Origin of the sequence: Actinosynnema mirum DSM 43827 (genome assembly GCF_000023245.1) — a bacterium.
Lineage (GTDB): Bacteria > Actinomycetota > Actinomycetes > Mycobacteriales > Pseudonocardiaceae > Actinosynnema > Actinosynnema mirum.
The window spans coordinates 5,203,360-5,228,973 of the sequence record NC_013093.1 but is presented as its reverse complement, the minus strand read 5'-3'; the positions used below and the strand labels follow the sequence as shown (position 1 = coordinate 5,228,973).

At 75.4% G+C, this 25,614-nt stretch carries 29 protein-coding genes; 13 read left to right on the top strand and 16 right to left on the bottom strand.

The window, feature by feature from the left end:
- Positions 1-26: 26 nt before the first annotated feature.
- On the top strand, positions 27-1,136 hold the full coding sequence (locus AMIR_RS22075) for a sensor histidine kinase (protein ID WP_015803167.1): 1,110 nt from the start codon (positions 27-29) through the stop codon (positions 1,134-1,136).
- Positions 1,133-1,780 carry a response regulator gene (locus tag AMIR_RS22070; protein ID WP_015803166.1) on the top strand — a complete coding sequence of 216 codons (648 nt, stop codon included), beginning with the start codon at positions 1,133-1,135 and terminating at the stop codon, positions 1,778-1,780. Before AMIR_RS22075 ends, AMIR_RS22070 begins: the two co-directional genes overlap by 4 nt.
- Here the strand turns inward: AMIR_RS22070 and AMIR_RS22065 are convergent.
- The 4 genes from AMIR_RS22065 to AMIR_RS22050 form a co-directional block, all read right to left on the bottom strand.
- Positions 1,777-2,343 carry a hypothetical protein gene (locus tag AMIR_RS22065; protein ID WP_015803165.1) on the bottom strand — a complete coding sequence of 189 codons (567 nt, stop codon included), beginning with the start codon at positions 2,341-2,343 and terminating at the stop codon, positions 1,777-1,779. The genes AMIR_RS22070 and AMIR_RS22065 overlap by 4 nt on opposite strands.
- Positions 2,340-3,398, bottom strand: coding sequence for a medium chain dehydrogenase/reductase family protein (locus AMIR_RS22060; RefSeq protein ID WP_015803164.1), 1,059 nt, complete (start codon positions 3,396-3,398; stop codon positions 2,340-2,342). Before AMIR_RS22060 ends, AMIR_RS22065 begins: the two co-directional genes overlap by 4 nt.
- Positions 3,395-3,814, bottom strand: coding sequence for a Dabb family protein (locus AMIR_RS22055; RefSeq protein ID WP_041836934.1), 420 nt, complete (start codon positions 3,812-3,814; stop codon positions 3,395-3,397). The genes AMIR_RS22060 and AMIR_RS22055 overlap by 4 nt, the downstream gene beginning before the upstream one ends.
- 163 nt (positions 3,815-3,977) lie before the next feature.
- A complete protein-coding gene (locus tag AMIR_RS22050; RefSeq protein ID WP_015803162.1) occupies positions 3,978-4,868 on the bottom strand; it encodes a LysR family transcriptional regulator in 891 nt (296 codons plus the stop codon).
- A gap of 167 nt (positions 4,869-5,035) precedes the next feature.
- Here AMIR_RS22050 and AMIR_RS22045 point away from each other — a divergent pair, with 167 nt between their 5' ends.
- Complete coding sequence (locus tag AMIR_RS22045) at positions 5,036-5,974, top strand: NmrA/HSCARG family protein (protein ID WP_015803161.1); 939 nt, start codon at positions 5,036-5,038, stop codon at positions 5,972-5,974.
- A 48-nt stretch (positions 5,975-6,022) separates the two neighbouring features.
- On the opposite strand, the gene AMIR_RS22040 is transcribed toward AMIR_RS22045, so the two are convergent.
- Positions 6,023-6,226 carry a PKD domain-containing protein gene (locus tag AMIR_RS22040; protein ID WP_041836933.1) on the bottom strand — a complete coding sequence of 68 codons (204 nt, stop codon included), beginning with the start codon at positions 6,224-6,226 and terminating at the stop codon, positions 6,023-6,025.
- 529 nt (positions 6,227-6,755) lie between these two features.
- On the opposite strand from AMIR_RS22040, the gene AMIR_RS22035 reads away from it, so the two are divergent.
- On the top strand, positions 6,756-7,850 hold the full coding sequence (locus AMIR_RS22035; protein ID WP_015803160.1) for a PP2C family protein-serine/threonine phosphatase: 1,095 nt from the start codon (positions 6,756-6,758) through the stop codon (positions 7,848-7,850).
- 34 nt (positions 7,851-7,884) lie between these two features.
- On the opposite strand, the gene AMIR_RS22030 is transcribed toward AMIR_RS22035, so the two are convergent.
- The gene (locus AMIR_RS22030) at positions 7,885-8,793 is read right to left on the bottom strand and encodes a zinc-binding dehydrogenase (protein WP_015803159.1); all 909 of its coding nucleotides are present in this window, start codon (positions 8,791-8,793) and stop codon (positions 7,885-7,887) included.
- Positions 8,794-8,920: 127 nt separating this feature from the next.
- On the opposite strand from AMIR_RS22030, the gene AMIR_RS22025 reads away from it, so the two are divergent.
- Entirely contained in the window at positions 8,921-9,934 is a 1,014-nt protein-coding gene (locus AMIR_RS22025; RefSeq protein WP_015803158.1) for an AraC family transcriptional regulator, read from the top strand.
- 15 nt (positions 9,935-9,949) lie between these two features.
- On the opposite strand, the gene AMIR_RS22020 is transcribed toward AMIR_RS22025, so the two are convergent.
- Entirely contained in the window at positions 9,950-10,861 is a 912-nt protein-coding gene (locus tag AMIR_RS22020) for a zinc-binding dehydrogenase (RefSeq protein WP_015803157.1), read from the bottom strand.
- Positions 10,862-11,009: 148 nt separating this feature from the next.
- Between AMIR_RS22020 and AMIR_RS22015 the strand changes: the two genes are divergently transcribed.
- Positions 11,010-11,981, top strand: a complete 972-nt coding sequence (locus AMIR_RS22015; protein WP_041836932.1) for an AraC family transcriptional regulator — start codon at positions 11,010-11,012, stop codon at positions 11,979-11,981.
- 10 nt (positions 11,982-11,991) lie between these two features.
- On the opposite strand, the gene AMIR_RS22010 is transcribed toward AMIR_RS22015, so the two are convergent.
- The 4 genes from AMIR_RS22010 to AMIR_RS21995 all read right to left on the bottom strand — a co-directional run bounded on the left by AMIR_RS22010 (position 11,992) and on the right by AMIR_RS21995 (position 14,697).
- The gene (locus AMIR_RS22010; protein ID WP_015803155.1) at positions 11,992-12,585 is read right to left on the bottom strand and encodes a MarR family winged helix-turn-helix transcriptional regulator; all 594 of its coding nucleotides are present in this window, start codon (positions 12,583-12,585) and stop codon (positions 11,992-11,994) included.
- 147 nt (positions 12,586-12,732) lie between these two features.
- Positions 12,733-13,278 (bottom strand): carboxymuconolactone decarboxylase family protein, encoded by a 546-nt coding sequence (locus AMIR_RS22005; RefSeq protein ID WP_015803154.1) that lies wholly within the window; start codon positions 13,276-13,278, stop codon positions 12,733-12,735.
- Positions 13,279-13,336: 58 nt separating this feature from the next.
- Positions 13,337-14,026 (bottom strand): MOSC domain-containing protein, encoded by a 690-nt coding sequence (locus AMIR_RS22000; RefSeq protein WP_015803153.1) that lies wholly within the window; start codon positions 14,024-14,026, stop codon positions 13,337-13,339.
- Positions 14,023-14,697 carry a type 1 glutamine amidotransferase gene (locus AMIR_RS21995; protein WP_015803152.1) on the bottom strand — a complete coding sequence of 225 codons (675 nt, stop codon included), beginning with the start codon at positions 14,695-14,697 and terminating at the stop codon, positions 14,023-14,025. The genes AMIR_RS22000 and AMIR_RS21995 overlap by 4 nt, the downstream gene beginning before the upstream one ends.
- A 147-nt stretch (positions 14,698-14,844) precedes the next feature.
- Between AMIR_RS21995 and AMIR_RS21990 the strand changes: the two genes are divergently transcribed.
- The 4 genes from AMIR_RS21990 (at position 14,845) to rpmF (ending at position 17,947) form a co-directional block, all read left to right on the top strand.
- On the top strand, positions 14,845-16,317 hold the full coding sequence (locus tag AMIR_RS21990) for a catalase (protein ID WP_015803151.1): 1,473 nt from the start codon (positions 14,845-14,847) through the stop codon (positions 16,315-16,317).
- A gap of 108 nt (positions 16,318-16,425) precedes the next feature.
- The gene (gene mrf, locus AMIR_RS21985; RefSeq protein WP_041838155.1) at positions 16,426-17,538 is read left to right on the top strand and encodes a ribosome hibernation factor-recruiting GTPase MRF; all 1,113 of its coding nucleotides are present in this window, start codon (positions 16,426-16,428) and stop codon (positions 17,536-17,538) included.
- Complete coding sequence (locus AMIR_RS21980) at positions 17,535-17,786, top strand: type B 50S ribosomal protein L31 (protein WP_015803149.1); 252 nt, start codon at positions 17,535-17,537, stop codon at positions 17,784-17,786. The genes mrf and AMIR_RS21980 overlap by 4 nt, the downstream gene beginning before the upstream one ends.
- The gene (gene rpmF, locus AMIR_RS21975; protein WP_015803148.1) at positions 17,786-17,947 is read left to right on the top strand and encodes a 50S ribosomal protein L32; all 162 of its coding nucleotides are present in this window, start codon (positions 17,786-17,788) and stop codon (positions 17,945-17,947) included. Before AMIR_RS21980 ends, rpmF begins: the two co-directional genes overlap by 1 nt.
- A 71-nt stretch (positions 17,948-18,018) precedes the next feature.
- On the opposite strand, the gene AMIR_RS21970 is transcribed toward rpmF, so the two are convergent.
- Together AMIR_RS21970 and AMIR_RS21965 are read right to left on the bottom strand one after the other, a co-directional pair.
- The gene (locus tag AMIR_RS21970; RefSeq protein ID WP_015803147.1) at positions 18,019-18,462 is read right to left on the bottom strand and encodes a Fur family transcriptional regulator; all 444 of its coding nucleotides are present in this window, start codon (positions 18,460-18,462) and stop codon (positions 18,019-18,021) included.
- An 83-nt stretch (positions 18,463-18,545) separates the two neighbouring features.
- A complete protein-coding gene (locus tag AMIR_RS21965; RefSeq protein ID WP_015803146.1) occupies positions 18,546-18,971 on the bottom strand; it encodes a hypothetical protein in 426 nt (141 codons plus the stop codon).
- Between the two features lie 515 nt (positions 18,972-19,486).
- Between AMIR_RS21965 and AMIR_RS21955 the strand changes: the two genes are divergently transcribed.
- From AMIR_RS21955 to AMIR_RS21945, 3 genes are all read left to right on the top strand, one after another.
- Complete coding sequence (locus tag AMIR_RS21955) at positions 19,487-20,389, top strand: esterase-like activity of phytase family protein (RefSeq protein WP_049796921.1); 903 nt, start codon at positions 19,487-19,489, stop codon at positions 20,387-20,389.
- Positions 20,390-20,499: 110 nt separating this feature from the next.
- Positions 20,500-21,018 carry a Rossmann-fold NAD(P)-binding domain-containing protein gene (locus AMIR_RS21950; protein ID WP_015803145.1) on the top strand — a complete coding sequence of 173 codons (519 nt, stop codon included), beginning with the start codon at positions 20,500-20,502 and terminating at the stop codon, positions 21,016-21,018.
- A 35-nt stretch (positions 21,019-21,053) separates the two neighbouring features.
- Positions 21,054-22,025 carry a protein kinase family protein gene (locus tag AMIR_RS21945; protein WP_015803144.1) on the top strand — a complete coding sequence of 324 codons (972 nt, stop codon included), beginning with the start codon at positions 21,054-21,056 and terminating at the stop codon, positions 22,023-22,025.
- 3 nt (positions 22,026-22,028) lie between these two features.
- Here the strand turns inward: AMIR_RS21945 and AMIR_RS21940 are convergent, their stop codons facing one another.
- From AMIR_RS21940 to AMIR_RS42150, 3 genes are all read right to left on the bottom strand, one after another.
- Positions 22,029-23,222, bottom strand: coding sequence for a glycosyltransferase (locus AMIR_RS21940; RefSeq protein ID WP_041836929.1), 1,194 nt, complete (start codon positions 23,220-23,222; stop codon positions 22,029-22,031).
- Between the two features lie 213 nt (positions 23,223-23,435).
- The gene (locus AMIR_RS21935; protein WP_015803142.1) at positions 23,436-23,819 is read right to left on the bottom strand and encodes an STAS domain-containing protein; all 384 of its coding nucleotides are present in this window, start codon (positions 23,817-23,819) and stop codon (positions 23,436-23,438) included.
- A 264-nt stretch (positions 23,820-24,083) separates the two neighbouring features.
- Positions 24,084-25,388 carry a helix-turn-helix transcriptional regulator gene (locus AMIR_RS42150; RefSeq protein WP_015803140.1) on the bottom strand — a complete coding sequence of 435 codons (1,305 nt, stop codon included), beginning with the start codon at positions 25,386-25,388 and terminating at the stop codon, positions 24,084-24,086.
- Positions 25,389-25,614 lie beyond the last annotated feature (226 nt).

Sequence of the window (25,614 nt, the reverse complement as noted above, 5' to 3'; positions counted from 1 at the left end):
GACCGGGTTCGCCTACCATCCGGGGTGTGCGGTTGCTGTCGCGCGGCCGGGACGTGTTCGTCAGCAGGGCCGCCGTGCTCGGGAGCGCGTTCGGGGTGCTCAACTTCGCCTACGCGCACGGCTGGGGGCGGTGGGTCGCGCTGGTGATGGCGCTCGCGCTCGTGGTGCGGGTGCTCTGGCGGACGATGCCGGGGTGGGTGCTGCTGGCCTGGACGGCGGTTCCCACGGTGGTCGGGGACGCCGCCGCCGTCACGCAGAGCGCCTACCTGGTGGTGATCATCGCGATGGCCGTCGCCGCGTCCGGGGCGGTGGGGCGGGTGGACGTCGTGGCGCTCGCGCTGTGCCTCGTCTCGCCGTTCTTCGTGTGGGCCCTGCAGACCAACCCGTGGCACCGGGGGATCGGGTCGTGGATCTGGTCGGCCGGATTGCTGCTCGGATGGGTGCTGGGCAGGCTGGTCGGGGAGCAGCGGGGGTTGATCGTCGAGCTGGAGCGCACCCGGAACGAGCTGGCCGAGGCCGCCGTCGCGGCCGATCGGCAGCGGGTCGCGCGCGATCTGCACGACGTCGTCGGGCACAGCTTCAGCGTGGTGCTGCTGAACCTCGCCGGGGCTCGGATGAACCTGGCCGCCTCGCCCGCCGAGGCCGAGGAGGCCTTGCGGCGCGCCGAGACCGTGGGGCGCGAGGGCATGGCGGAGTTGCGGCAGGCGCTCGTGCTGATGCACCGGGGGGACGGGATCGCGGCGCCGTCGGGGGTCGGCGAGGTCGAGGAGCTGATCAAGGTCTACCGGGACGCGGGGATGCGGGTCGAGGCGCGGGTGGACGGGGACGTGGGGACCATCGACGCGGCCCCGCGCATCGTGCTGCACGACGTGCTGCGCGAGGCGCTCACCAACGTCGCCAAGCACGCCCCGCGACCGCCCGAAGCGGTGATCCGGGTGGAGCTGGACGGGCGCCACGTCGTCGTGGTGGTGGAAAGCCCTTGCGCGCCAACAGCTGCGCGCGTGAGCGGCGGCATGGGGTTGTCGGGGCTGGAACACCGGGTCACCGCCGTCGACGGCGAGTTCCGCGCCTCGCCGCACCACGGCCGCTGGACCGTGCGCGCCCGCCTGCCCCGCCGGTTGAGGAGGACCTCGTGATCCGCGTGCTGCTCGTGGACGACCAGCCGATGGTGCGGGCCGGACTCGCGCTCGTGCTGCGCAGCCAGCCGGACATCCGCGTCGTCGGCGAGCGCGGCGACGGCGCGGACGTGGTGCGCGCCGCCGCCGGGTGCTCGCCCGACCTGGTGTGCATGGACGTGCGGATGCCCGGCGTCGACGGCGTGGAGGCCACGCGCAGGCTCCGGGCGTCCGGCGGGCCGCCGGTGTGCGTGCTGACCACGTTCGACGACCACGACGTGCTGTGGGCGGCGGTGGACGCGGGCGCGGCGGGGTTCGAGCTGAAGTCCGCCACACCGGAGAACCTGATCGAGGCGGTGCGCACGGTCGCGGGCGGCGGGACCTGGATCGACGGCACGATGCTCGGCCCCGTCCTGGCCTCCTACCGGCGGTTCGGCCGGCCCGCGCCCGCGAACGCCCCAGGGGAGCTGACCGGGCGGGAGCTGGACGTGCTGCGGTTGATGGCGCGCGGCGCGTCGAACCGGGAGATCGCCGGGCGCCTGTGCCTTGCGGAGACCACGGTGAAGACGCACGTGGGCGCGATCTTCGGCAAGCTCGGCGCGCGCGACCGGGCGGCGGCGATCGTGTTCGCCTACGACTCGGGGATCGTGCGGCCCGGCGGTTAGGGCGTGCGCGCCACACGCGTGCCCGCCAACGCCGCCGCCAGCGCGTAACCGCCACCACCGGCCACCGCCAGCACGGCGTACACGCCCGCCACGTCCAGGAACAGGGACGCGGACGACAGCAGCGCGAGCCACGTCCCCAGCGCGTAGTGCAGGACGTCGCGCCGCACCGCGCCCTCGGCGACGTTGACCATCCCGACGATCAGGACCGACCCCGCCGGCCACAGCACGTCCTGCAGCGACGGCGTTCCCGCCGCCAGGCCGGTGATCGCCAGCGCCAGCGCGACGAACCCCGTGCACCACGCGCCGCCGAGCAGCGACTCGGCGCGCTCGCGCTCCGGGCCCGCGCCCCGCTGGGCCCGCACACCGGCCCGCACGGACAGCGCCAGCGCCGGCACCAGGAACAGCGCCAGCACGACCAGCGGAACCCAGTGCGGCAGCGGCAGGGGCGGGTCGGCGCCCCTGGACAGCGCGGCCGAGCCGTGGCCGAGGACGAAGGCCAGGGTGAAACCCGCGTAGGCGGCCCGGTTGTCCACCTCGCCGGGGCGGAAGTCGTTGGCGCTCATGGTTTCCCCCACGAGTCCGCGACGATGACGACCTTGCCCAGCGCGGTGCGCGACTCGGCCAGCGCCAGCGCCTCGCCCGCCCGGCTCAGCGGCACGCGGGCGGCCACCCGTGGCGCCAGCGCGCCGTTCGCGACCAGCGAGAGCACCTCGGTCAGGTCGGCCCGGTGCCTGGCCCGGAAGTCCGCCAGCCTGCGCCTGCCCGCCCAGAAGTCGTAGAACAGCGCGCGCTTCCCGTTGGGCAGCAGGTCCCACAGGTACAGCCTGCCGAACAGGGCGGCGGCGCCGAGAACGCTGCCCTTCTCGTCCTTCGTGGACGCCGAACCGTAGTTGACCAGCGTGCCGCCCCCGCGCACCAACCGCCACGAGTCCACCAGCCCCGGCCCGCCGACGTGGTCGAACACCGCGTCCACCCCGTCCGGGGCCAGCGCGCGGAGGCGGTCCGGCAGGCCGGGTTCGCGGTAGTCGACGGGGGTCGCGCCCAGCGCGCGCACCGCGTCGTGGTGCCCGGCCGAGGCCGTGCCGATCACGGTGATCCCGGCGTGCCGGGCCAGCTGCACCAGGACCGACCCGACCCCGCCGTTCGCGCCCAGCACCACGACCGCCCCGCCCCGGCGCACGCGCGCCGCCCGGTGCAGCAGCTGCCAGGCGGTGATCCCGTTCACCAGCACCGCTTCCGCCTCGGCGGCCCCGATCCCGTCCGGCACCGGAACGAGGTCGCCCGCCGCGACCAGCAGGCGGCTGGCCCACCCGCCGACCTTGAGCACCGCCGCCACCCTGCGCCCCACCAGCGCAGGCCCCACGTCCGGCCCCACCGCCTCGACCACGCCCACCACGTCGTAACCGGGCACGAACGGGAACGACGGCTGGTCGTGGTACCGGCCCAGGCGCATCTGCTGCTCGGCGAACGACACCCCGGTCGCCTCCATGCGCACCAGGGCCTCGCCGACTCCGGGCGCGGGCAGCTCCCGCACCCGCGTCTCCAGCCCGTCCGGCCCCACCGGCCGGGGCAGCACGACCTCGGTCGCGGCCCGGTCCACCCGCGCGGCCCCGCTCACGACGCGCTCCCGCCGGGCGCGCCGCTGCCCCGGTGGTCGTCGAGGTCGGAGACGAGGTCGGCGACGTCCGGGTTGGCCGCGTACCGGCTCCGGTGGATCTCCGCGATCCGCGCGCCCAGCTCGGGATCGGGGTCGTCGCTCACGTCGAACGACGCGAACCGCTCGATCAGCGGCAACCCGGCCCGGTCCACCTCCAGGTGCGCCGGGTGGTTCATCATCTCGGCGTAACCGACCAGGTCCGCCACGACGGAGACGGCCCCGTAGTCGTAGTCGCCGCCGAAGTCCCGGCCGACGACGAACGAGGTGACGGCCGGGGTGGCGCGGGCGGCGTCCCGCATCGCCGCGAGCCCGGCAGCGACGGCCTCCCCGGTCACGCCGGGCCGGACGGAGAAGCGGATTCCGTGGTAGATCGCCATGGTTTTTCCCTTCGGCATCAAGGGTTTCCCGCACTCGTCGGCGGCGCTGACGGCCGCCCGGCGGGAACTCGGTGCCGGAACGGTAGCGACGCGCGGACCGCCCTGTCCTCGGCCGCCGGCGCCGTTCCGCGCGGCACCGGGGGAGGAGCCGGGAGCCCTTGTCCTACCGGGGGAGGGGGCGCGCGGCGGCCCGCTCGAACGCCGCGACCAGCCCCCGCTCGTCGTCCTGCCGCGCGGCCACCACGACGGTCGTCGGCTCCTCGCGCAGCGGCAGCACGGTCAGCTCCGGCGGCACCACCCGCCCGTGGTCGCGCGCCACCACCGCCAGCGCCTCACCCGCCGCGACGCAGTCCCACACGTCGTCCGGCGACTCCAGCTCCGGCCCCTCGGGCGCGCTCCCCCCACCGGGCCTGGGCTCCAGCCGCCAGTGGGCCGCGCACTCCGGGGTCGAGCCGGTGGTCGTGGGCAGCCGCTCGTCGCGGATGTCCGCCAACGCCAACGACTCCCGCCCGGCGAGCCGGTGCCACCGGGGCAGCACGACCATGCGCGGCTCGTCGTACAGCCGGGTCACCCGCAGCCGCTCGGCGCGCAGCGGCATCCGCGCGACGACCGCGTCGACCCGCCGCTCCCGCAGCGCGGTCGCGGCGTCGTTCCACCCCAGGTGCACGCTGCGCACCGCCACGCCGGGCGCCCGCTCGCGCACCGACCGGATGGCCCCGGTCACCGACAGCCCCGGCGCGTACCCGACGACCAGCCGCTCCGGTCCCCCGGCGGCCCGAGCGGCGGCGACCGCCCCGTCCGCGACCCGCAGCAACCGCTCCGCGTGCGGAAGGAACGCCGCCCCCGCGCACGTGAGCACCGCGCCGCGCGGCGTGCGCCGGAACAGCGCCACGCCGAGCCGCCGCTCCAACCCCCGGATCTGCCTGCTCAACGTCGGCTGCCCGACCAGGCACTCCTCGGCCGCCCGCCCGAAGTGCCCGTGCCCGGCCACCGCGACGAAGTACCGGACCACCCGCAGGTCGAGGTCCACCGGGAACGGCGTGGCGCTGGGCACACCACCACCCTAGCCGGCGGCCCCCGAGCACGTCCGATGCCTCCGGGGCATCGTGCCCACCGCTCCGGGCATTGGATCCGCGAGGGCGAGCGGCCGGACAGTCGGGGCCGGACAGTCAGGGCCGCACAGTCGGGGCCGGACAGGCACAGCGAGGAGAGGAGCCACCGGTGACGAGCACGCTGGTGATCGGCGGGACCGGGTTGATGGGGTCGAGGGTCGTGCGGGCCCTGCTGGGCACGGGGACGGTGACCGCGTTCACCCGCGACCCGGAATCGGCCAGGGCGCGGGCGCTGCGCGACCTCGGCGCGGGCGCGGCGAAGGGCGACCTGGACGAGCCGGGGACGCTGCGGGCCGCGCTGGAGGGCGTGGACCAGGTGTTCTGCAACACCGACCACTTCGGCGCGGGCGGTGTCCTGGCCGAGCACCGCCAGGGCGTCACCGCGCTGGAGGCGGCGCGGGAGGCGGGGGTGGCGCGCTTCGTCTGGTCCTCTCTGGACGGCGCGTCGGCGCTGACCGGCGGCCGGGTCCGGATGTCCCACTACGACGCGAAGGCGGGCGTGGCCGCGCACGTCCACACCCACCGCGCGGACGAGGCCGAGCGCGGCGAGGAGGGCTGGCACACCCGCAGCACCTCGATCCTGACCACCGCCCCGTACTACGAGAACTTCCCGGCCAGCCTGCCCCCGGAGCGCACCACCCTGCCGGACGGCCGCGCCGGCGCGCTGTTCCGCGTCCCCCTCGGCGAGCGGGGCCGCTACCCGCTGATCGCGCTGGACGACATCGCGTGGTTCGCGGCCAGGATGTTCGAGGACTGGCACGGCTGGGGCGCCCGCGACCTGGCCGTGGTGGCGGACAGCCCCACCGGCGCGGAGATCGCGGCGACCTTCGAGCGCGTCACCGGCATCCCCAGCGCCTACCTGCCGGTGCCGCTGGAGGCCATGCGGGCGAACGGGGGCCACGACTTCGCGTCGATGTTCGAGCTCTTCCAGACCAGGCCGATCGCCGACCTCGACCGCGACCTCCCCGCCCTGCGCCGCCTGCACCCCGGCCTGATGACGTTCGAGGACTGGCTGCGCGCCACGGGCTGGACCGGCGAGGCGGCCTGACCGGGCAACCCCGCGGGCCGCCCGTGGCAGCGGCCTGCGGGGGAGCGCCTACCGGCGCACGCGCAACGGCCTGGTGACCGTCGCCGTCCGGCCGTCCCTGGTCGTCGCCGTCAGCGTCACCCGGTACAGGCCCGGCCTGGCGTACACGTGCTCCGGGCGGTCCAGCGTCGTGCTCGTCCCGTCACCCAGGTCCCACCGCACGGTCACGCCCTCGCCGCCGCCCTCGTCCCAGGACAGCGAGTAGAACTTCACCGGCTGGTGCGCCCTCGGCCGGGGTGAGCGCGTACCAGATCGATCTCGTCGGAGCGGCGTCGCAGGACCCCTGGACCTCACCCGGCTCCACGGTCGCCGCCCGCACGTCCGCCTGCTCGGTGAACGGCAGGGACGTGACGGGGGTGGCGCTCGTGAACGAGTCGTTCGCGGGTAGCGGCGCGTCGGCGTGCGCGGTTCCCGTGGTCAGGGTCGTGAGCAAGGACAACGCCACCGCGGTCAGTGCGGTCGAGCGCAGGGCGGGACTCCCCTCGGAACGGGCCCGGACCTCGGGCCGCACGTCGAGCGAACAGGACCACCGGGCGCGGGACAGCGGAACGCCGGAGGACCGCACCGATGTCGCAGCGCGTCCGGGTGACCCGACAGCCCCGCTGAAACCCCTTGCGCGGCAACGGGAAGCGCCCCCGCCGGGTGGTCCGGACCGGCGCCCGCCCCTGGGCTCCGGACCGCCTCGCCGCGCGAGCCCAATCCACGGGTCGGACCACCGCGCCCGGCTGGCTAGAGTGACGGCATGGCACTCGTGCTGAACTACGCCGCCCGCAGCGATCGCGGCCTGGTCCGCCAGAACAACGAGGACTCCCTGTACGCGGGTCCCCGCCTGCTGGCGGTCGCGGACGGCATGGGTGGGCACGCGGGGGGCGAGGTCGCCAGCAAGGCCGTGATCGGGGCGCTCGCGCCGCTCGACGACCACCGGCTCACCGGTGACCCGATCGAGCAGCTGCACGCCGCCGTCGAGTCGGGCAACTCGGCCATCAACGACCTGGTCGCGGCCAACCCCGCGCTCGCGTCGATGGGCACCACCCTGACCGCCGTGCTGTTCGGCGGCGAGTGGGTCGTGCTGCTCAACATCGGCGACTCGCGCACCTACCGGATGCGCGAGGGCGCGCTCGACCAGATGACCAAGGACGACAGCTTCGTGCAGTCGCTGGTGGACGCGGGCTACATCACGCAGGAGGAGGCCGAGGTCCACCCGAAGCGCTCCATCGTGCTGCGCGTGCTGGTCGGCAACGCCCAGGTGGAGCCGACCACGCACCTGCGCCGGGCGCGCGCGGGCGACCGGTTCCTGCTGTGCTCGGACGGCCTGTCGGACGTGGTCGACTTCGAGGCCATCGAGCGCGCCATGCGCGAGGGCGACGTGGCGACCTGCGCGGACACCCTGATCAGCCTGGCGCTGGCGGGCGGCGGGCCGGACAACGTGTCGGTGATCGTCGCCGACGTCGTGGACGACGACGTGCCGCCGGGCGTGACGCAGCCCGTGGAGGTGCAGCCGACCACGCCGACCCCGGCGCAGACCCAGCTCCTGCCGGTCCGCTCGCAGCTCCCGGTCGACGGCGAGCCCGGCCCGACGCAGGAGGTGCCGCTGCCGGGGCAGCAGGACGCGCCGGGACCGACGCAGGTGCTGCGGGTGCCGAACGGCGGTCAGCCCGAGAGCGGTGGGAAGGGCAAGAGGGGCGAGAAGAAGCGCGGCAAGGGCGAGAAGGTCGACGAGACCGGTGAGACCGGCGAGAAGTCCGGCAAGCGGTGGGTTCCCATCGTGATCGCCGTGGTGATCGTGGTCGCCGCCGCCGTCGCGACCTTCGCCCTGACCTGGCCGACCGCGCCCTGACCCCGTGATCGGGGTGGGCGACCACCTGCCCCGATCAGAACACGTCCAACACCACTTTCCCCCGCACCTCGCGCGCGAACAGCGCCATCGCCGCCCCCCGCAGCTCGTGCCAGTCCCCGCGCAGCCCGACCTCGGCGGACAGCCGCCCGCGCGCCATCAGGTCCAGCAGCACCGCCAGCTCCTCGGCCACCCCCGGCAGCTCCCCGCCGAACGTGCTGATCGTCCGCGCGGGCCCCAGCGCGAACAGCTCGCCGGGCCCGAACACCGTCCGCTCCCCGGACGCCACCCCCACCAGCCGCAGGTCACCGCCCGGCGCCACCCGCTCCCACACGTCGGCCAGCTGCGGCCCGCCCACCGTGTCGACCACCAGGTCGAACTCCCCGCGCAGGTCCGCCAGCACCCCCGCCCAGCTCGCCCCCAACCCCCGCAAGCCCTCCACCCGCCTGGCCGCCCCGACCAGCGCGCTCACCCGAGCCCCCGCCAGCGCCCCCAGCTGCACCGCGAACCGCCCGACCCCGCCGCTGGCCCCGGTGACCAGCACCTCCCGCCCCAGCACCGACCGGGTCCGCAGCACCCGCAGCGCCGTCGTCCCCGCCACCCCGAGCGCCGCCGCGTCCGCCAGGTCCACCCCGTCCGGCACCACCGCCAGCAGCCGCGCGTCCACCGCGACCCGCTCCGCCCACGCGCCCCACGCCCGCCCCACCGCGACCCGGCTGCCCACCGCGGGCCCCGACCCGTCCGCCGCCGCCGCGACCACCACGCCCGACGCGTCCCGGCCGTGGACCGAACCGCCCGGTCTTCGCCCGGCGTGCTCCAGGTCGCACGGGTTGAGCCCGATGTGCGAGACGGCGACCAGGCACTCGTGCGGGGCGGGTTCGGGCTCGGCGACCTCGGCCAACCGGATCGGCCCGTCCTCGGCGTGGTCGACCACCAGTGCGCGCACCTGGCTCGCTCGCTTTCGCCCTAGGGGTGGATCAACCGATGTTCCGCGCCCTCGCGCCCTCGGGCCACTACCCGCTGCGTCGTTGAGGTAGCCGTCTGCCTCACCCGAGGGTCGCTCGGATGTCATGATGTCCGGCGTGGACGTGCTGGCTGACGCGCTGCGGATGCGCGGAGCGCGGGGGTCTCTGGGGGTCCGGCTGGAGGCGGGCGGCTGCTGGGGCGCGCGCGTCGACGCCCTGCCGCTCGCCTCGTTGTACCTGGTGACCGAGGGCCAGGTGTGGTTGGGGACCAGCGGGTCCGCGCTGCGGATCGACGCGGGCTGCGCGGTGCACGTGCCGGAGCGGGTGCCGCACGTGCTGGTCAGCGAGCCGGGCGCGCTCGCCGAGCGGTGCGACCTGGACGCCGCGTGCGCCGCGATGGCCTCGGGCGCGGTCCTGCGGCTGGGCGACGGGCCGGTGCGCGCCCGGCTGATCACCGCCTACTACGAGCTGGGCGACTCGCTGTTCCCCGACGCCTTCCCGGTGCTGGTCACCGCCGAGGAGCGCCCGCAGCTGGCCGCGACCGCCGCGCTGCTGGCCGCCGAGCTGGCCGAACCGCAGTTCGGCACGACCGCCGCCGTGAACAGCATCGTGGACCTGCTGCTGGTGCAGTTCGCCCGCGCGTGGCTGGCGGCGAACCCGGTCGCGCGCTCCCGGTCCTGGCTGGGCGCGCTGCTCGACCCGCTGGTGCGGGAAGCGCTTACCAGGATGCACGGCGAGCCCGCGCGGGCGTGGACGACCGCGAACCTGGCGTCGGCGCTCAACGTCTCGCGCGCCACCCTGTCCCGCCGGTTCCCGCTGGCGCTGGGCGAACCGCCGGGCGCCTACCTGACCCGGTTGCGGATGGACCTGGCCGCGATCCGGTTGCGGGACACCGACGAGCCGCTCGAATCGGTCGCGGAGGCGGTCGGGTACGGCTCGGGCAAGGCGTTCAGCCGGGCGTTCCAGCGCTCGCGCGGGCGCTCGCCCAGCGACTACCGGTTCCGGGCCCGCCACCGGGGCCGGGCGGCGGTGGTCGCCGGGCAGGGCATCCCCGACCTGCCGATCGTGGAGCTGCCCCTGCCCGACCCGCCCGGCGCGGCCTTGGCGCGCGACGTGTCCTGACCCCTCGACCTCCGGTCAGGACACGTCCAGCACGACCTTCCCGCGCACCTCGCGCGCGAACAGCGCCCGCACCGCCCCGTCGACCCCGTCCCAGTGCCCCCGCAACCCGACCTCGGCGGACAGCCGCCCGCGCGCCATCAGGTCCAGCAGCACCTCCAGCTCCCCGGTCACCGCCGATTCCACGTCGCAGAACGTGGTCACCGTCTTCGGCTCGCCGATCGAGAACAGCGCGTCCGGCCCGAACACCGCGGGCTGACCGGACGCCGTGCCCACCAGCTGCACGTCACCGCCGGGCGCGACCCGCTCCCACACCTCCACCAGCTGCGGCCCGCCCACGGTGTCGACCACCAGGTCGAACTCGCCCGCCAGCTCGGAGACCGACACCGCGACCCGCCGCGCCCCCAGCTCGCGCAGCCCCTCCACCCGCTCCGGCGACCCGACCAGCGCGCTCACCCGAGCACCCGCCAACGCCGCCAGCTGCACCGCGAACCGCCCCACACCACCGCTCGCCCCGGTGACGAGCACCTCCCGCCCCAGCACCGACCGGGTCCGCAGCACCCGCAGCGCCGTGCTCCCCACGACCCCGATCGCCGCCGCGTCCGCCAGCCCCACCCCGTCCGGCACCACCGCCAACCACTTCGGCGCCACCGCGATCCGCTCCGCCCAGGCGTGCGGGGCCATGCCCAGCACCACCCGGCTGCCCGCCTCGGGACCGGACCCGTCGGCGGCGGCGCGCAGCACCACGCCCGACGCGTCGTGCCCGTGCACGTCGCCGTCCGGCCACTGCCCGGAGTGCTTGAGCTCGCCGTGGTTGAGCGCGATGTGCCTGATCCCCACCAGGGCCTCGTGCGGGGCGGGCTCGGGCTCGGCGACCTCCGCGAACCGGACGGGACCGGGACCGGCGTGGTCGACCACTAGTGCGCGCACTGGCTGTTCTCCTTGCGGCTCAACGATTCGCGACACCAACGATGCTCGGCGCGCCGACCCGGTCCCCGCCACGGCCTTGTGCGTCAACGAGGTCGCCGTCTGCCTCAGCGCGGCGGCGCGGACCCGTCCCGGTGCGATGATGTGCGGCATGGACGTGCTGGCCGATGCCCTGCGGGTGCGCGGGGCCCGAGGGACGCTCGGCGTGCGGTTGGAGGCGGGAGGCGCCTGGAGCACCCGCCTGGACCCGCTGCCCTGGGCCGCGCTGCACCTGGTGACCGAGGGCGAGGTGTGGCTCTCGGCGGGCGGTCCCGCGCTGCGGGTCGGCGCGGGGGACGCGGTGCTCGTGCCGCAGGGCCTCGCGCACGGCACCTCGGGCGCGCCGGGCACCAGGCCGAGGCCGTGCGACCAGCGGGCCGCCGAGGCGGCGCAGGCCACCGGGCGGGCGCTGCGGCTCGGCGACGGGCCGGTCGACACCCGCATGATCACCCTGCGGTACGAGCTGGGCGAGTCGCTGTTCCCCGACGACGCGCCGCTGCTCATCACGGCGGGGGAGCGCCCGCAGCTGGCCGCGACCGCCGCGCTGCTCGCGGCCGAGCTGGCGGAGCCGCAGTTCGGCACGACGGCGGCCGTGAACAGCATCGTGGACCTCCTGCTGGTGCAGTTCGCCCGCGCCTGGCTGGCGGCGAACCCGGCGCAGCGGGCGGGGTCGTGGCTCGGGGCGCTGCTGGACCCGCTGGTCAGGGAGGCGCTCACCCGGCTGCACCGGCACCCGGCGCGGGCGTGGACGACCGCGAACCTGGCGTCGGCGGTCAACGTCTCGCGCGCCACCCTGTCCCGCCGCTTCCCGGCCGCGCTCGGCGAGTCGCCGGGAGCGTACCTGACCCGGTTGCGGATGGACCTGGCGGCGATCCGGTTGCGGGACACCGACGAGCCGGTCGAGTCGGTGGCGTCGTCGGTCGGGTACGGGTCGGCCAAGGCGTTCAGCCGGGCGTTCCAGCGCTCGCGGGGGTGCCCGCCCAGCGAGCACCGGTTCCGGGCGCGCTGCCGGGGCCAGGCGCCGCGCACCGGGTCCCTCGGCGCCGGGATCGCGGGCACCGGGGTCGAGCGTGCTGCGTCCTGACCCCCGGGGGTCACGTCGTGGCGGGCTCGTGCTCCAGGCAGTCCACGCGCAGCTCGGCCAGCGGCAGCGGCGCGTCGAGCAGGCCGCAGTGGTGCGGCGCGACCGGGTCCGGGTGGGCGTCGCGGCGGAAGAAGCGGCAGCTCACGCAGGTGCGCGCCACGCTCACCACCCCGCTGCGCTGCAACCCGGCGATCACCCGCAGCAGCGTGTGCAGGGTGGTCGCCCGGTCCGCCTCCGGCACGCCGTCCAGCGCGCGCAGCAGCGGCTCGTCCCACGGCTCCAGCGCCCGCGCCACCTCGGCGCCCTCGGCGGTGAGCGCCAGCAGCCGCCTGCGCCCGTCCTGGCCGGGCGTGCGGGTGATCAGGCCCTTGCGCTCCAGCGCGCTGACCGCGTCGGAGGTGGTCGCCTTGGTGACGTCGAACTCGGCCGCCAGCGCGCTCACCTCGCGCCTGACCTCGGGCTGCGCGGTGAGCGCCAGCACCACCTGCTGCTGGAGCGGGGTGAGGCCGTGCTCGCGGGCGGTGCGCTGGGACAGCGCGCGCAGGCCGTGGCCCACCCGCTCGACCGCGTCCGCCAACCTCCGGTCCAGGCCGCTCCGCTCCACGCCCACCCCCTCGCCGCACCACCGCTGACCGCCGCGATGATACTGGTGGGACCGGGTGGGGACCCCCGACCGAGGACGTCCCCCACCCGGTGGTGAGATCCGCGCGGGCCGGGCGGGCGGCCACCCGTCCGGTCCACGCGGCCACCCTCACACCGCCTTGCGCAGCACGACCTTCGGGAAGTCCACCGGCACGCCCAGGGCGACGTTGACGTAGTTGGTGAACAGGTTCAGCGCCACGTGCGCGATCAGCTCCACGATCGCCTCGTCGTCGAAGCCCACCGCCCGCAGCGCGTCCACGTCCGCGTCGGTGACCTGGGCGCGCTCGCGCACCAGCTTCTCGCTGAACTCCAGCGCCGCCCTGGTGCGCGGGTCGTGCGAGTGCCCGGCCTGGGCCTGGCGCATGTCCTCGGAGGACACCCCGGCCTTGCGGCCGAGCGCGGTGTGCGCGGCCAGGCAGTACTCGCAGGCGTTGCGGTCGGCGACCAGGACGGCGATCTGCTCGCCCAGCCGCGCGCCGAGCTTGCCCTCGCCGAGGGCGCCGAAACCGGCCCACATCATCTTCAGCGCGGCGGGGGAGTTCGCGACGGCCTTGAACATCGCGGGCGTCACGCCGAACGCGCCGGTCACCTGGTCCAGCAGCGGCTTGGCCTCGCCGGTCGCGGTCTGGGCGTCGATCAGCTTCACACGGGACATCTCTTGCTCCTCTTGTGGTGGAACTCTGGTTGTGGAAAACCGCGCGGACCCTCGTGGATCACGCGGGAGTGGGGCCGTCCAGGCGGCGGGACTGGTCGTCCAACCGGCCGGACAGGCGGTCGCGCAGCAGGTCGACCCACTGCGCGGGCAGTGCCCCGGGGTGCGCGAGCAGGCGCAGGCAGCCGTCCCGGTCGGCGCGGTCGACGTTGAGCACCCGGTGCGCCTCGGCGGCGGTGACGCCGTGGTCGGGGCGGTCGAGCGGGACCAGCGGGTCGCCCGCCTGGAGGCGGCCGGGGGTGAGCACGCGGCAGTAGAAGCCGGTGCGGCCGGTGCGCTGGGTGGTGACCGCGAGGTCGGGGACCCCGTGGTGGACGGCGAGCTTGTAGCAGGGGCGGCGCGGCTGGGTCACCTGGAGCACGGCCGTGCCGACCCGGTACACCGCGCCCAGCAGCACCTCGGACTCCACGAGCCCGGCGGTGGTCAGGTTCTCGCCGAACGCGGGCGCGACCAGGCCGCCCAGCTCCGGCGCCCAGGCCGCGTAGTGCTCGGACGGGTAGAGCAGCACGGCCTTGTCGGGGCCGCCGTGGTGCTTCAGGTCGGCCTGCTCGTCACCGGCCAGCCCTTGCGCCGTGACCGCCACCGGGCCGGTGACCTGGGACTTCCGGATTCCGGTGCGCACCTCGCGCCTGCGCCACGGCAGCGCCCGCGCCGCCCCGGTGGACACCGCCAGCACCCGCGCGGCGCTCACCGGGCGGCCTCGTGCAGCACGTGCCCGACCCACCGGTCGAGCACCCGCGCGCCCTCGTCGGCGACCGCGCGCGCCTGCTCGGCGGTGACGGCGAGGTCCGGCGGCAGGTGCGGGGCGATCGTGGCGAGCGCGTCGGCGTCCAGCTCGACGTGGAACTGGAACCCGTAGGACGCGCCGACCCGGAACGCCTGGTGCCGGTACTGCTCCGACGTCGCGAGCAGCGCGGCCCCCTCGGGCAGCGCGAACGTGTCGTGGTGCCAGTGCACGACCGGGAGCGCCGGGCGGGACGGTCCGAGCACCGGGTCGGCCAGCCCGCCCGCCGTGAGCACGACCTCGCCCACGCCGACCTCGGCCCGCCCGTCCCGCGACACCGCCGCCCCCAGCGCCCCCGCGAGCAGTTGCGCCCCCAGGCAGACCCCCAGCACCGGAACCCCGGCCCGGACGCACCGGCGGATCAGCTCGCGCTCGTCCGCCAGGCGCGGGTGGGTGAGGTCGTCGAAGGCCCCCATCGGCCCGCCGAGCACGACGAGGACGTCGAGGTCGGCCACGTCCGGGAGCGCCGCTCCCAGGTCCACCCGGACCACCCGCACCACGAACCCGGCCCTGACCAGCGCCGACTCGACCAGAGCCGGTCCCTCGAAGGCCACGTGCTGGATCACCGCCGCCCGCATCCCGACCACCTCCCCGCTTCGCCGTCCCTCGTTGTGCCCGCCCCGCAGATACTGCCATAGTGGGTAGGAGTCCTAACAAGTTCTGAGCGGCGTGACCGTGGTCACCAACGGTCCCGGCGCCCACCCGAAGCAGGGGGAAGCCCGACGATGACGTTCGAGGACAGCGACAACACCGACCCGTTGACCACGGCGGCGGGCGCGCCGGTCGCGGACAACCGGAACAGCCTCACCGCCGGTCCGCGCGGTCCGATGCTGCTGCAGGACCTGTGGTTCCTGGAGAAGCTGGCCCACTTCGACCGCGAGGTCATCCCCGAGCGGCGGATGCACGCCAAGGGGTCCGGCGCGTTCGGGAAGTTCACCGTGACCGGCGACATCACCCGGTACACCAAGGCCGCGCTGTTCGCCCAGGTGGGCAACGAGTGCGGCACGTTCGTGCGGTTCTCCACCGTCGCGGGCGAGCGCGGCGCGGCCGACGCCGAGCGCGACATCCGGGGGTTCGCCGTGCGCTTCTACACCGCGCAGGGCAACTGGGACGTGGTCGGCAACAACACGCCGGTGTTCTTCATCCGCGACCCGCTGAAGTTCCCCGACCTCAACCGCGCGGTCAAGCGCGACCCGAGGACGAACATGCGCAACCCGGAGAACAACTGGGGGTTCTGGACCCGGCTGCCGGAGGCGCTGCTCCAGATCACGATCACCATGAGCGACCGGGGCATCCCGCGCTCCTACCGGCACATGCACGGGTTCGGGTCGCACGCGTTCAGCATGGTGAACGCAGCGGGGGAGCGGCACTGGGTGAAGTTCCACTTCCGCACCCGGCAGGGGATCGAGAACCTGACCGACGCGCAGGCGGGCGAGCTGATCGGCCGCGACCGCGAGTCGCACCACCGGGACCTGTACGAGGCGATCGAGCGCGGCGACAATCCCCGGTGGACGTTGAGCGTCCAGGTCATGCCCGAGCGGGACGCCGAGAGCTACCGGTTCCACCCGTTCGACCTGACGAAGGTGTGGAGCAAGAAGGACTACCCGCTGATCGAGGTCGGCGAGCTGGAGCTCAACCGCAACCCGGAGAACTACTTCGCGGACGTCGAGCAGGCCGCGTTCAGCCCGGCCAACGTCGTGCCGGGGATCTCGCTGAGCCCGGACAAGATGTTGCAGGGCAGGCTCTTCTCGTACGGCGACACCGCGCGCTACCGGCTCGGCGTGAACCACCACCAGATCCCGGTGAACCAGCCGCGCGCGGCGACGGTGGTCAACAGCTACCACCGCGACGGGTCGATGCGGGTGGACGGCAACCAGGGCGGGCTGCCCGGCGTGGAGCCCAACAGCTACGGGCGCTGGGCCGAGCAGCCCGAGCACGCCGAGCCGCCGCTGGCCGTGGGGGCGGTCGCGGACCGGCACGACTTCCGGGCCGACGACGACAACTACTTCGAGCAGCCGGGTGAGCTGTTCCGGTTGATGAGCGCGGAGCAGCGGGTGGTGCTGGCGGAGAACACCGCGCGGGCGATCAAGGGGGCGCTGCGGGAGACCGTGGAGCGGCACGTCTCCCACTGCGCCGAGGCCGATCCCGAGTACGGGGAGCTGGTGCGGCGGGCCTGCGAGGCGGTCGGCGCGCTGTGACCCGAGGGCCCCCGGTGTTCCCGCGCGGAACGCCGGGGGCCCGGTCGGCGCGCCGCGCGGGCGCCCCCCTGTTCGGAAATGACAATCGTTTCCGTTAGAGTGGGCGCCATGCGAACAGAGGTCGTACTGGTGGCCGGGCTCGCCGACCACGACGTCGCCCAGGAGATCTGGCTCGCCTCGCCCGGAGCGGTGCTGGTGCGGCACGACCTGCGCGAGCTCGCCCAGGGGATCGTGCGGCGGTGGGTCGACGGCGAGCTGACCGTGCTCGAACTCGCCCACGGCTGCGTCTCCTGCACCCTGCGCCTGGACCTGCTCCCGCTGCTGGAGAGCCTCGGCGGCCGGGTCGTCGTGCACCTGGACCCCGCGCTCGAACCCGAGGCGGTCTGCTTCGCGCTGCGCGAGGTCGACGTGCGCGTCGACGCCGTCGTGTCCGTGGTCGACCGGGCCACCTGGCTGGCCGACGCCACCGGCGAGGACGACATGGCCGACCGGGGCCTCGCCGCCGCCGACGGGGACGACCGGACCGTCGCCCAGGTCGTCGTGGGGCAGGCCGAGTTCGCCGACGCGCTCGTGCTCGTCGGCGACGACCCCGACCCCGTGCTGGACGCGGTCCTGGACCGCCTCAACCCGCGCGCCCCGCGTCGTGACCGCCGCGGCCTGGACGCCGCCGCGCTGCTGGCCGCGGTGCCCGCCGACGCCCGGCGCGGCCGGTTCGACGACGGCTTCGGCGCCCTCCTGCGCGGCCAGCCGCCCCTGGAGCCCGCGCACGGCGTCGCCGTCGTCCACTTCACCGCCCGCCGCCCGTTCCACCCCGTGCGGCTGCACGACGCGCTGGACGTGCTGCTCGACGGCGTCGTCCGCACGCGCGGCCGGGTGTGGCTGGTCAGCCAGCCGGAGACCGCGCTGTGGCTGGAATCGGCGGGCGGCGGGCTCAACGTCGGCAACCTCGGGCACTGGCTCGCCGCCGTCGACGACTGGTCCGACGAGCCCGCCGAGCGCAGGCTCGCCGCCGCCGCGCACTGGGACCCGGAGTTCGGCGACCGCGCCCAGGAGCTGGTCGTGATCACCGGGAGCGCCTCGCCCGACGAGATCGCCGCCGTGCTGCGGGACGCGCTCGTCACCGACGAGGAGCTGGCGCTCGCCGACGAGCTGGAGTTCGCCGACCCGTTCGCGGAGTGGCGCGACGAGAGCAACCGCAACGATGAGATGGAGGAGCTGTGAAGCAGGGCATCCACCCCGACTACCACCCGGTGGTCTTCCGCGACCAGTCGACGGGCAAGTCGTTCCTGACCAGGTCGACGGCCACGTCGACGGCGACCGTGGAGTGGGAGGACGGCAACACCTACCCGCTCATCACGGTGGACGTCACCTCGGACTCGCACCCGTTCTGGACGGGCAACCAGCGCGTGATGGACACGGCGGGCCGGGTGGAGAAGTTCAACCGCCGCTACGGGAAGCGGTCCCGCTGATGGCCGTCCCCAAGCGCAAGACCTCGCGCAGCAACACCCGCCACCGACGCGCCCGGTGGAAGGCCGCCGTGCCCGACCTGGTGCCGGTCGAGTCCTCGGACGGCCGCGAGCGGCTGGTCCCCAGGAGGCTCGTGGCGGCCTACCGCCGCGGCCTGCTCTGACCCGCGCTCGCCGCACCGATCCCCCCGCTCCCCGCTGCGGCGAGCGCGCAGGCGGAGCCGGGTGGTGGCCCCTACCGGTCCACCCCCGGCTCCGCCGCCCTCCCGCACTCCGGGCACACCCCGCTGAGCACGATCGACACGCTCACATCCCGAAACCCGTGCGCGGCGGCGGCGGTCTCGGCCCACCCCAGCACGCACCCGGCATCCACCCGCTCGGCCCGCCCGCAGCCGCCGCACAGCAGGTGGTGGTCGTGCGAGGAGTCGACCCGCAGGTGGAACAGGTGCCTGCCCCCGCCGTCCTTGGTCACCCCCACGAGCCCGGCGTCGACCAGGATCGCGAGCAACCGGTACACCCCGGTCAACCCGATCCGCTCCCCGTCCGCCCGAACCCGCCGGTGCACGACCGACGCGCCCGCGGGCCCTGGCAACCCGCTCAACGCAACGAGCACCGCCCTGCGCCGAGCGGTCAACCGAACCCCACCGCCGCTCCCGGAACCGTCGCGCCCGAACCGCATAGGCCTCCCCTCGCAGGTGGGGAGGATCTTATGGGAAAAGACAATCGTTTTCAATTAACGGGTCGGCCCGGCCGACCCCGCGCTCAGAGCCGCACCAGCGTCAGGTCCCACTGCCCGTGCTCGTCCTCCCACGTGGTCACGACCTCGCCGATCCCCACCGGGTTCCGCTCGGGCTCCTCGTCCACGAACACGTCCCCCAGGTCCTCGAACTCCTCCCCGAACCGCCGCGCGTCCTCCAGGCTCCCGTCCGACGCGACCCGGATCAGCACCACCCGCCACTCCACCCCCGCCAGGTCACGCCCGACCAGCGCGCGCCCCTCGACCTGCTCGCCCCCGACGTCGAACAGGGTGCCCGCCCCGTCCACCCGCAGCGGCCCCTCGTCGGACAGGCACAGGTGCTCGCTCACCACCTCCCGCCCGCCGCTGAGCACCTCGGGCGCCAGCCAAGCGGGATCGCGGTCCAGTTCGCTCTCGTGCAGGGCGTTCCCCCACGCGTACAACGCGTACATGCCGCCGATCGTAAGCACGGGGTCCGACAGCGAAGCGCTCGTCGGGGCCGCCGGTGGACACCGACCGGGCGCAGGAACGCCGCGGGCCGCGGACCGACCCGAGGTTCCGGTGCTCCTTCCTCGGCGCCGCCACCGACCTGGTCTTCCCGAACGGCTCGGGCGTAGACGCGGTGCTCCGGTCCGCAGCGGCCTGGCAGGCGCTCAGCCGCACCACACCGCCGCACCGGCGCCGCCCGCGCCACCCCCGCCAGCTGATCCTCCAGCGCCCGGCGCCAAGGTGACCCGCCTGCTGCCCGGAGCGGTGGGTGTTCCGGCCGCCCACCCACCCCGTGATCGTCTTCGCGCCACGTCTCCCGCACGGCCACCCCCGGTCCACCCCGGCCGCCTGGCGCTCCCGACGCCTCGGACGTCGGGACGCACCCGGATGGAGCCGCCATGCCCGCCGGCGAGCCCTCCGGGTCCGCGCTCGGGACCGCGCCCGTCAACGGCGTCGTGCCCCGTTCGCCGACCAGCCCGTGCAGGGCTTCAGCGGCGTGCTGCGCACCGCGGACGGCACCTTCGACGTGCTCTCCGACAACGGCTACGGCACCAGGGCCACCAGCGCCGACTTCGTCCTGCGGATCCAGCGGATCGCCCCGGACTTCGCCTCCGGCGCCGTGGACGTGGTCGGCGGCCTGAACCTGACCGACCCGCACCGCCACGTCCCGTTCCCCCTCACCAGGACCGACCGCGTCCTCACCGGCGCCGACCTGGACGTCGAGCCGGTCCAGCGCGGCGCGGATGGCAGCTACTGGACCGGCGACGAGTTCGGCCCCTACCTGCTGCACTTCGACCGCGCGGGCAGGCTCCTCGCCCCGCCGTCGCCGCTGCCCGGCGTGCGCGCCCCGCAGAACCCCGAGGGCTCCCCGAACCTGGGCGGCAGCAAGGGCTTCGAGAGCCTGGCGCTGTCCCCGGACGGCCGCACCCTGGACGCCCTGCTGGAGGGCGCGGTCGCCGGTGACGCCCACGGGACCCTGCGCCTCAACGAGTTCGACATCGCGAAGAACCGCTTCACCGGCAAGAAGCGGCTCTACCGCCTGGACGATCCCGCGCACGCCATCGGCGACGCGGTGGCCGTCGACCGCAACCGCCTGCTGGTGATCGAGCGCGACCGCGCCCTGGACAAGACCCCGGTGGCCGACCTGGCTGACATCGCGAACCCGCGCCGGATCGGCGGGTTCCCGGAGAGGTCCACCTTCCCGTTCACCACCGTCGACGGCCTGCTGATCCTGGACGACCGCACCATCGCCGTCCTGAACGACAACAACTCCCCCTCCTCCTCCGGCCGCACCCCCGGCAAGCCGGACGACAACGAGTGCATCACCCTCGACCTCGGCGACGACCTCGACGCCGACCCGCGCGTGCTGCGCGGCAGGTGACCCTCCGCGACGGGTCGGGGACCCGGAGTCCCCGGCCCGTTCGCTGAGCTCAAACCCCCTGTCAGCCCGCGAACCGCCCAGGCATACGCTCACCCGCGGAGGTGCTGGGCGTGATCGGGAACTGGTGCGCGGACGACCGGCTCGACGTGACCGGCCGGGTCGTGGTGGTGGCGGACGGGGCGCACGGCGTGGCGCTGGCCGTGGCGGCGGCGCTCTGCGACTCGGGCGCGCACGTCGTCGTGACCTTCCCGCCGAAGGACGTGGACGTCGACCGGGCCCGCCTGGTCCTGACCGGCAGACCCGGCCCGGCCACGCTGGTCGAACTGCCCCCGCACGACGCGGACGCGTGGCTGGAGCTCCTGGAGGGCGTCCACGAGCGCCACGACCGCCTGGACGCCTGCGTGCACCGCTCGACCGGAGTCCCGCTCCGCCCCGCGGCGGAGGGGCAGGCGAAGGTCGCGGCAGGCCGCCTGGTGCTGCTCACCGGCCCCGGCGCCGCCCCGGTGGAACCCCTGGCGGACCTGGACCTGCTGGTCGACGTGGTCCCCGTCCCCGCGCACGACCCGGACGACGCGCAGGCCGCCCACGACCGGGTCGCGCAGGCCGTGGCGCTGCGCTGCGCCCGCTGACCGGCAGCCCGACCCGCGCTCGGCACAATCACCCCGTGTCCCCCACCAGAACCGCCCGCCACCACGCCCTCGCCGCCGCCCTCACCGCCCTGTCCGACGAGGAGCTCGCCGCCCGGCTCGCGCGAGCCGAGCGGGTCGGCGTCGGCGTCGGCGGGGAGGCCCTGGTCCTGGACGTGGCGGGCGCGCCGGTGTTCGCCAAGCGCGTCCCCCTGACCGCCCGCGAGCTCGCCCACCCGCGCTCCACCGCGAACCTGTTCGACCTCCCCCTGCACCACCAGTACGGCCTCGGCGGCCCGAGCTTCTCCGCCTGGCGCGAGCTCGACGCCTGCGAGCGCGTCACCGAAGCGGTCCTGGAGGGCGAGGCCACCGCGTTCCCGCTGCTGCACCACTGGCGCGTCCTCCCCGGCCGCCCCCCGCTGCCCGCCGACCGGGCCCCGGCCGACGACCCCGCCACCCGCGCCCGCCTCGAAGCCCTCGCCACCGCCCCGAGCAGCCTCGTCCTCGTCACCGAGCACCTCCCCCTCCCCCTGGAGGACTGGCTCCGCGACGCGCCCCTGACCAAGGCCGAGGCCCTGGCCCGCCAGCTCGCCGACATCACGACGTCCCTGCGCCGCCTGCGCCTGCTCCACATGGACGCCCACTTCGGCAACCTGCGCGTGGCCGACGACCGCGTCCACCTCACCGACTTCGGCCTCGCCCTCTCCCCGCGCCACGACCTGTCCCCGGCCGAGCGCGACTTCGCCCACCACCACGCCGGCTACGACGCCGACCACACCGCCATGCGCCTGGTGAACTGGCTGATCACCACCACCCACGCGCCCGAAAACCCGGCCACCCGCAACGCCCACGTGCGCCGCTACGCGCGGGGCGCCACCCCGCACGACGTGCCCCCGCCCGTGGCGGCCCTCATCACCGGGCACGCCCCCGCCGCGGCGGCCATGAACGACCTCTGGTGGCGCCTGTTCGGCGGCGAGCTCACCGCCCGCCACCGGGCGCCCCGCGACTGACCCTCACCCCACCTCCGCCAACCCGGCCCCCACCCCGGCCCGCGCGTACACCCGCTCGGTCTCCTCGGCCACCCGAGCCCAGGAGTACCGGGCCCTGACCCGGTCCACCCCGGCCTCCCCGTACGCCCACTGCCGCGTCCGGTCCGCCAGCAGCGCCCGCAGCGCCACCGCCAGCGCCCTCGGGTCGTGCGGCGGCACCAACCGCCCCGTCACCCCGTCCACGACGCTGTCCGCCAGCCCGCCCACCGAGGTCGCCACCACCGGCACCCCGCACGCCATGGCCTCCAGCGGCACCAGCCCGAACGGCTCGTGCCAGGGCGCGCACACCACCGCGTCCGCCGACTTCAGCAGCGCGGGCATCGCGTCCCGGCCCACCGGTCCGACCAGCCGCACCCGCCCGGCCACCCCGCACCGCCCGGCGTGCTCGACCAGCCTGCGCGCCTCCGGGTCCCGCGCCACGTCCACGGGCCCGCCCGCGATCACCAGCTCCGCGTCCGGCACCCCGCTCATCGCGCTGATCACGTCCGCGAACCCGTTGCGCGGCACCAGGCTCCCCGCGCACACCACCCGCCGCGGCAGCTCCTGCTGCTCCTCCTCCCGCCGCCGCGAGAACAGCGCCGTGTCCACCCCGAACGGCACCACCGACACCAGCGCTCTCGGGGTCCCCGCGCCGACCAGCTCGAACGCCTCCTCCTCCGAGGTGGCCACGATCCCGTCGACCTCGCGGCAGATCAGCTGCTCGGTCCGCACCCGCACCGCGACCCCGCCGCCGCCCCGGTGCCACCGCTCGGCGCCGCCCAGCCCGTGGAAGGTCTGCACCACCGGAACGGCCAGTCCGCGCGCCCCCAGGAGCGCGACCAGCCCGGACGTCCAGGAGTGCGCGTGCACCAGGTCGGGTGGCGAGATCGCCCACCGCCGCCGCAGGTGCCGGGCGAACGGCCCGGTGTGCGGGAGCAGCTCCGCCTCGGGCGCGGGCTCCGCGGGTCCGGCGGGCACGTGCACCACCTCGTAACCCCCCGGCGCGCGCGCCCGGTCCGGCTGGTCGACGCGGGTGCGGCGGGTGTGCACGACGACCTCGTGCCCCCGTCGGGCCAGGGCGGTGGACAGCTCAGCCACGTGCACGTTCCGCGCGCCCGAGACCACGCCACCGGGCGCGACCAGGGGATTGGCGTGCTCCGACACCATCGAGATCCTCACGGACCCACCTCCACGATCGAGCGGCCCCGCGTTCGCGGAGCCGGTTTCCCCCTATCCCTATTTCTCTCCACTCAGAATCGGATAAAACGCGTCGACGGGATTTTTCTTTGCTGTTTTCGCAGGTGGGCGGGCTTGTGGAGCTGTTCTTGAACACGCCGCAGAGCCGTTCGGGAAAACCTGAAGAATTCCCGAACGGCTGTTTCCGGTCGATCGCTACCCGAGCAGGTCGGCGTCCCACCGGTTCGGCGGGGCCAGCGCGGTGAGGGCCGACGCCACGTCGTCGCGCAGCCGCAGCACGGCGTCGAGCCCGGCGGCGGTGACCGGTCTGCGCACCGCGCGCTGGGCCCCGACCACCGCCCACGGCACGCCGAGCCGCTCGGCGTCCGCCGTCGTGGCGAGCAGCAGGCTCAACCCGGCGGCCGAGCAGAAGGTCACCGCGCCGAGGTCGACCACCAGCGCGGAGGGCGCGCGCGAGACCTCGTCGAGCAGCCGCGCGCGCAGCGGCCCGGTGGTGGAGGCGTCCAGTTCGCCGGACACCCGGACGACGACCGCGTCCGCCGTGGGGCAGTGGGGGAGCGTGGAAGGAACGGGGCACATGGTTCAGCTCGTCTCCGGTGCGCCTACCGGTCCGGCGGTGCGAACCGCCCGACCCCGCGCACGCCTGGTTCTCCAGAGGGGCGGTCGCCGTCCAACCGCCTGCCCTCGAACGGACCACCCGTCGGACGGGGGTCGCCGGACCTGCCGGCCGGGCCGCCCTCCCGCTCCTCCGGGTGGAAGACGACCCCGTCCGAGTCCACCGCGTTCCGCGACCGAGCGATAGCAGCGGGCGCGAACCACCCGCGCAGCCGGAACGAACCACGCTCAGCTCTCCCGCAGCGTCTGGGACGGCGACACCCCGTAGGCGGCCCGGTAGCGGGCGGCGAACACGCTCGCCCGGCCGTAGCCCCACTTCGCGGCGATCCTGGTCACCGTGTCCTGCCCCGTCGTCGCGGAGGTCAGGTCCGCGCGCGCGTGGTCGAGCCGGACCTGCCGCAGGTAGGCCATCGGGGTCGTGCCCAGGTGGCGGCGGAACGCCAGCTGCACGGCGCGGGTGCTCACCCTGGCGGCGGCGGCGACGTCCGAGGTGGCCAGGTCCCGATCGGGGTTGGCGTCGATGAACGCGAGCGCCCGCCGCAGCGCGTCCGGGTGGGCGTCGCGGCGGTCCTCGACCACCGGGTCGGCGGTCGTGCTGTTCGGGAACGCGGCCAGCAGCGTCGCGGCCAGCAGGCGGGAGGCGTGGCCCACCACCAGCGGGTTGGTCAGCAGCTCCGGGGTGGTCAGCAGCTCGGCGCGCAGGTGGTCGCGGGTGGCGGTCCAGCCGCGCGCGGCCTCGGGGCCCACCGGCGCGTACCCGGTGAAGCGGACCGGTTCGGGGCCGGGGGCGACCTGCTGGACCAGCGAGGTGGGCAGCACCGTCATGGCGAACCCGCCGTGCGCCACCCGCGCGCGGTGCGGGTCCTCGGGGCGGGCGACGAGGAACGCGTCGCCGGGGCCGTGCGCGCGCGGCCCGTCCGCCGAGCGGGTGTCGACCCGGCCGGAGCGCACCAGGCCGAACAGGTGGCAGTCGAGCGGGTCGACCTCGGCCTCGACGGTGCTCCGCAGCTCCACCTCGTCGAACCTGACCTCGCCGAGCGCTGCGGACGCCAGGCGCAGTCCGCGCTGGGGGCCGCTCGACCGGAGGGTGAGCCGGGTGTAGACGGCGCTGAGCAGCTCCTCGGCCGCCTCGTCGTCGGGGACGTCGACCACGTGCTCGACGGGGGAGCGCTCCTCGGGCCCTGGTTCCGGGGACCGCGCCAGCGCGGCCTCCAGGCTGGTGCGCCTGACCAGCAGCCCCGCCGGGTCCACCGCGTCCAGCACGACCCGGTCCAGCGCGCCGCCCGGTTCCGCCAGCAGCGCGCACCGGCTCCCGCGTTCCGCGCACGCGCGGGCGAACGCCACCACCGCCCGCGCCGCCCCCACCGCGAGCGTCCCGGCCCCGCGCACGTCGAGCACCACCAGCGGCGGCAGCGCCCCGGCGGGGGTGGCCGCGAGCAGCGCTCGCGCGACCTCGCCCGTCCCGGCGCGCAGGGCCCCTGCGGGCAGCGCCAGCACCAGCGCCCGGTCCGCGTGCAGCGCGGTGATCTCCACGTCCTGCTCTCCCGCACCCCGCGGGGCGAGGCCGGTGGGCCCTGGATCCGCGGCTGCGCGCCTCTGGTTCCCCAGGCATAGCAGGTGCGTGGTCCGACCGCACCCCGGTGAGCGGTGTTGATCAGGTGAAACACCGCATTGCCCCACCCGCCCGCACTTCACCTGATCGAGTGGCCGAAGCGGCACTCGGCCGAGCCGTTCCTGTCAGACCCCCTCTCTACTGTCC

Coding starts and splice junctions, on each gene's coding strand:
- rpmF (WP_015803148.1), top strand. CDS start 17,786: ATGGCCGTCCCCAAGCGCAAGACCTCGCGCAGCAACACCCGCCACCGA.
- AMIR_RS22035 (WP_015803160.1), top strand. CDS start 6,756: ATGGCACTCGTGCTGAACTACGCCGCCCGCAGCGATCGCGGCCTGGTC.
- mrf (WP_041838155.1), top strand. CDS start 16,426: ATGCGAACAGAGGTCGTACTGGTGGCCGGGCTCGCCGACCACGACGTC.
- AMIR_RS22055 (WP_041836934.1), bottom strand. CDS start 3,814: ATGGCGATCTACCACGGAATCCGCTTCTCCGTCCGGCCCGGCGTGACC.
- AMIR_RS21995 (WP_015803152.1), bottom strand. CDS start 14,697: ATGCGGGCGGCGGTGATCCAGCACGTGGCCTTCGAGGGACCGGCTCTG.
- AMIR_RS22015 (WP_041836932.1), top strand. CDS start 11,010: ATGGACGTGCTGGCCGATGCCCTGCGGGTGCGCGGGGCCCGAGGGACG.
- AMIR_RS22025 (WP_015803158.1), top strand. CDS start 8,921: ATGTCCGGCGTGGACGTGCTGGCTGACGCGCTGCGGATGCGCGGAGCG.
- AMIR_RS22005 (WP_015803154.1), bottom strand. CDS start 13,278: ATGTCCCGTGTGAAGCTGATCGACGCCCAGACCGCGACCGGCGAGGCC.
- AMIR_RS22065 (WP_015803165.1), bottom strand. CDS start 2,343: ATGAGCGCCAACGACTTCCGCCCCGGCGAGGTGGACAACCGGGCCGCC.
- AMIR_RS21935 (WP_015803142.1), bottom strand. CDS start 23,819: ATGTGCCCCGTTCCTTCCACGCTCCCCCACTGCCCCACGGCGGACGCG.
- AMIR_RS21965 (WP_015803146.1), bottom strand. CDS start 18,971: ATGTACGCGTTGTACGCGTGGGGGAACGCCCTGCACGAGAGCGAACTG.
- AMIR_RS21990 (WP_015803151.1), top strand. CDS start 14,845: ATGACGTTCGAGGACAGCGACAACACCGACCCGTTGACCACGGCGGCG.
- AMIR_RS21970 (WP_015803147.1), bottom strand. CDS start 18,462: ATGCGGTTCGGGCGCGACGGTTCCGGGAGCGGCGGTGGGGTTCGGTTG.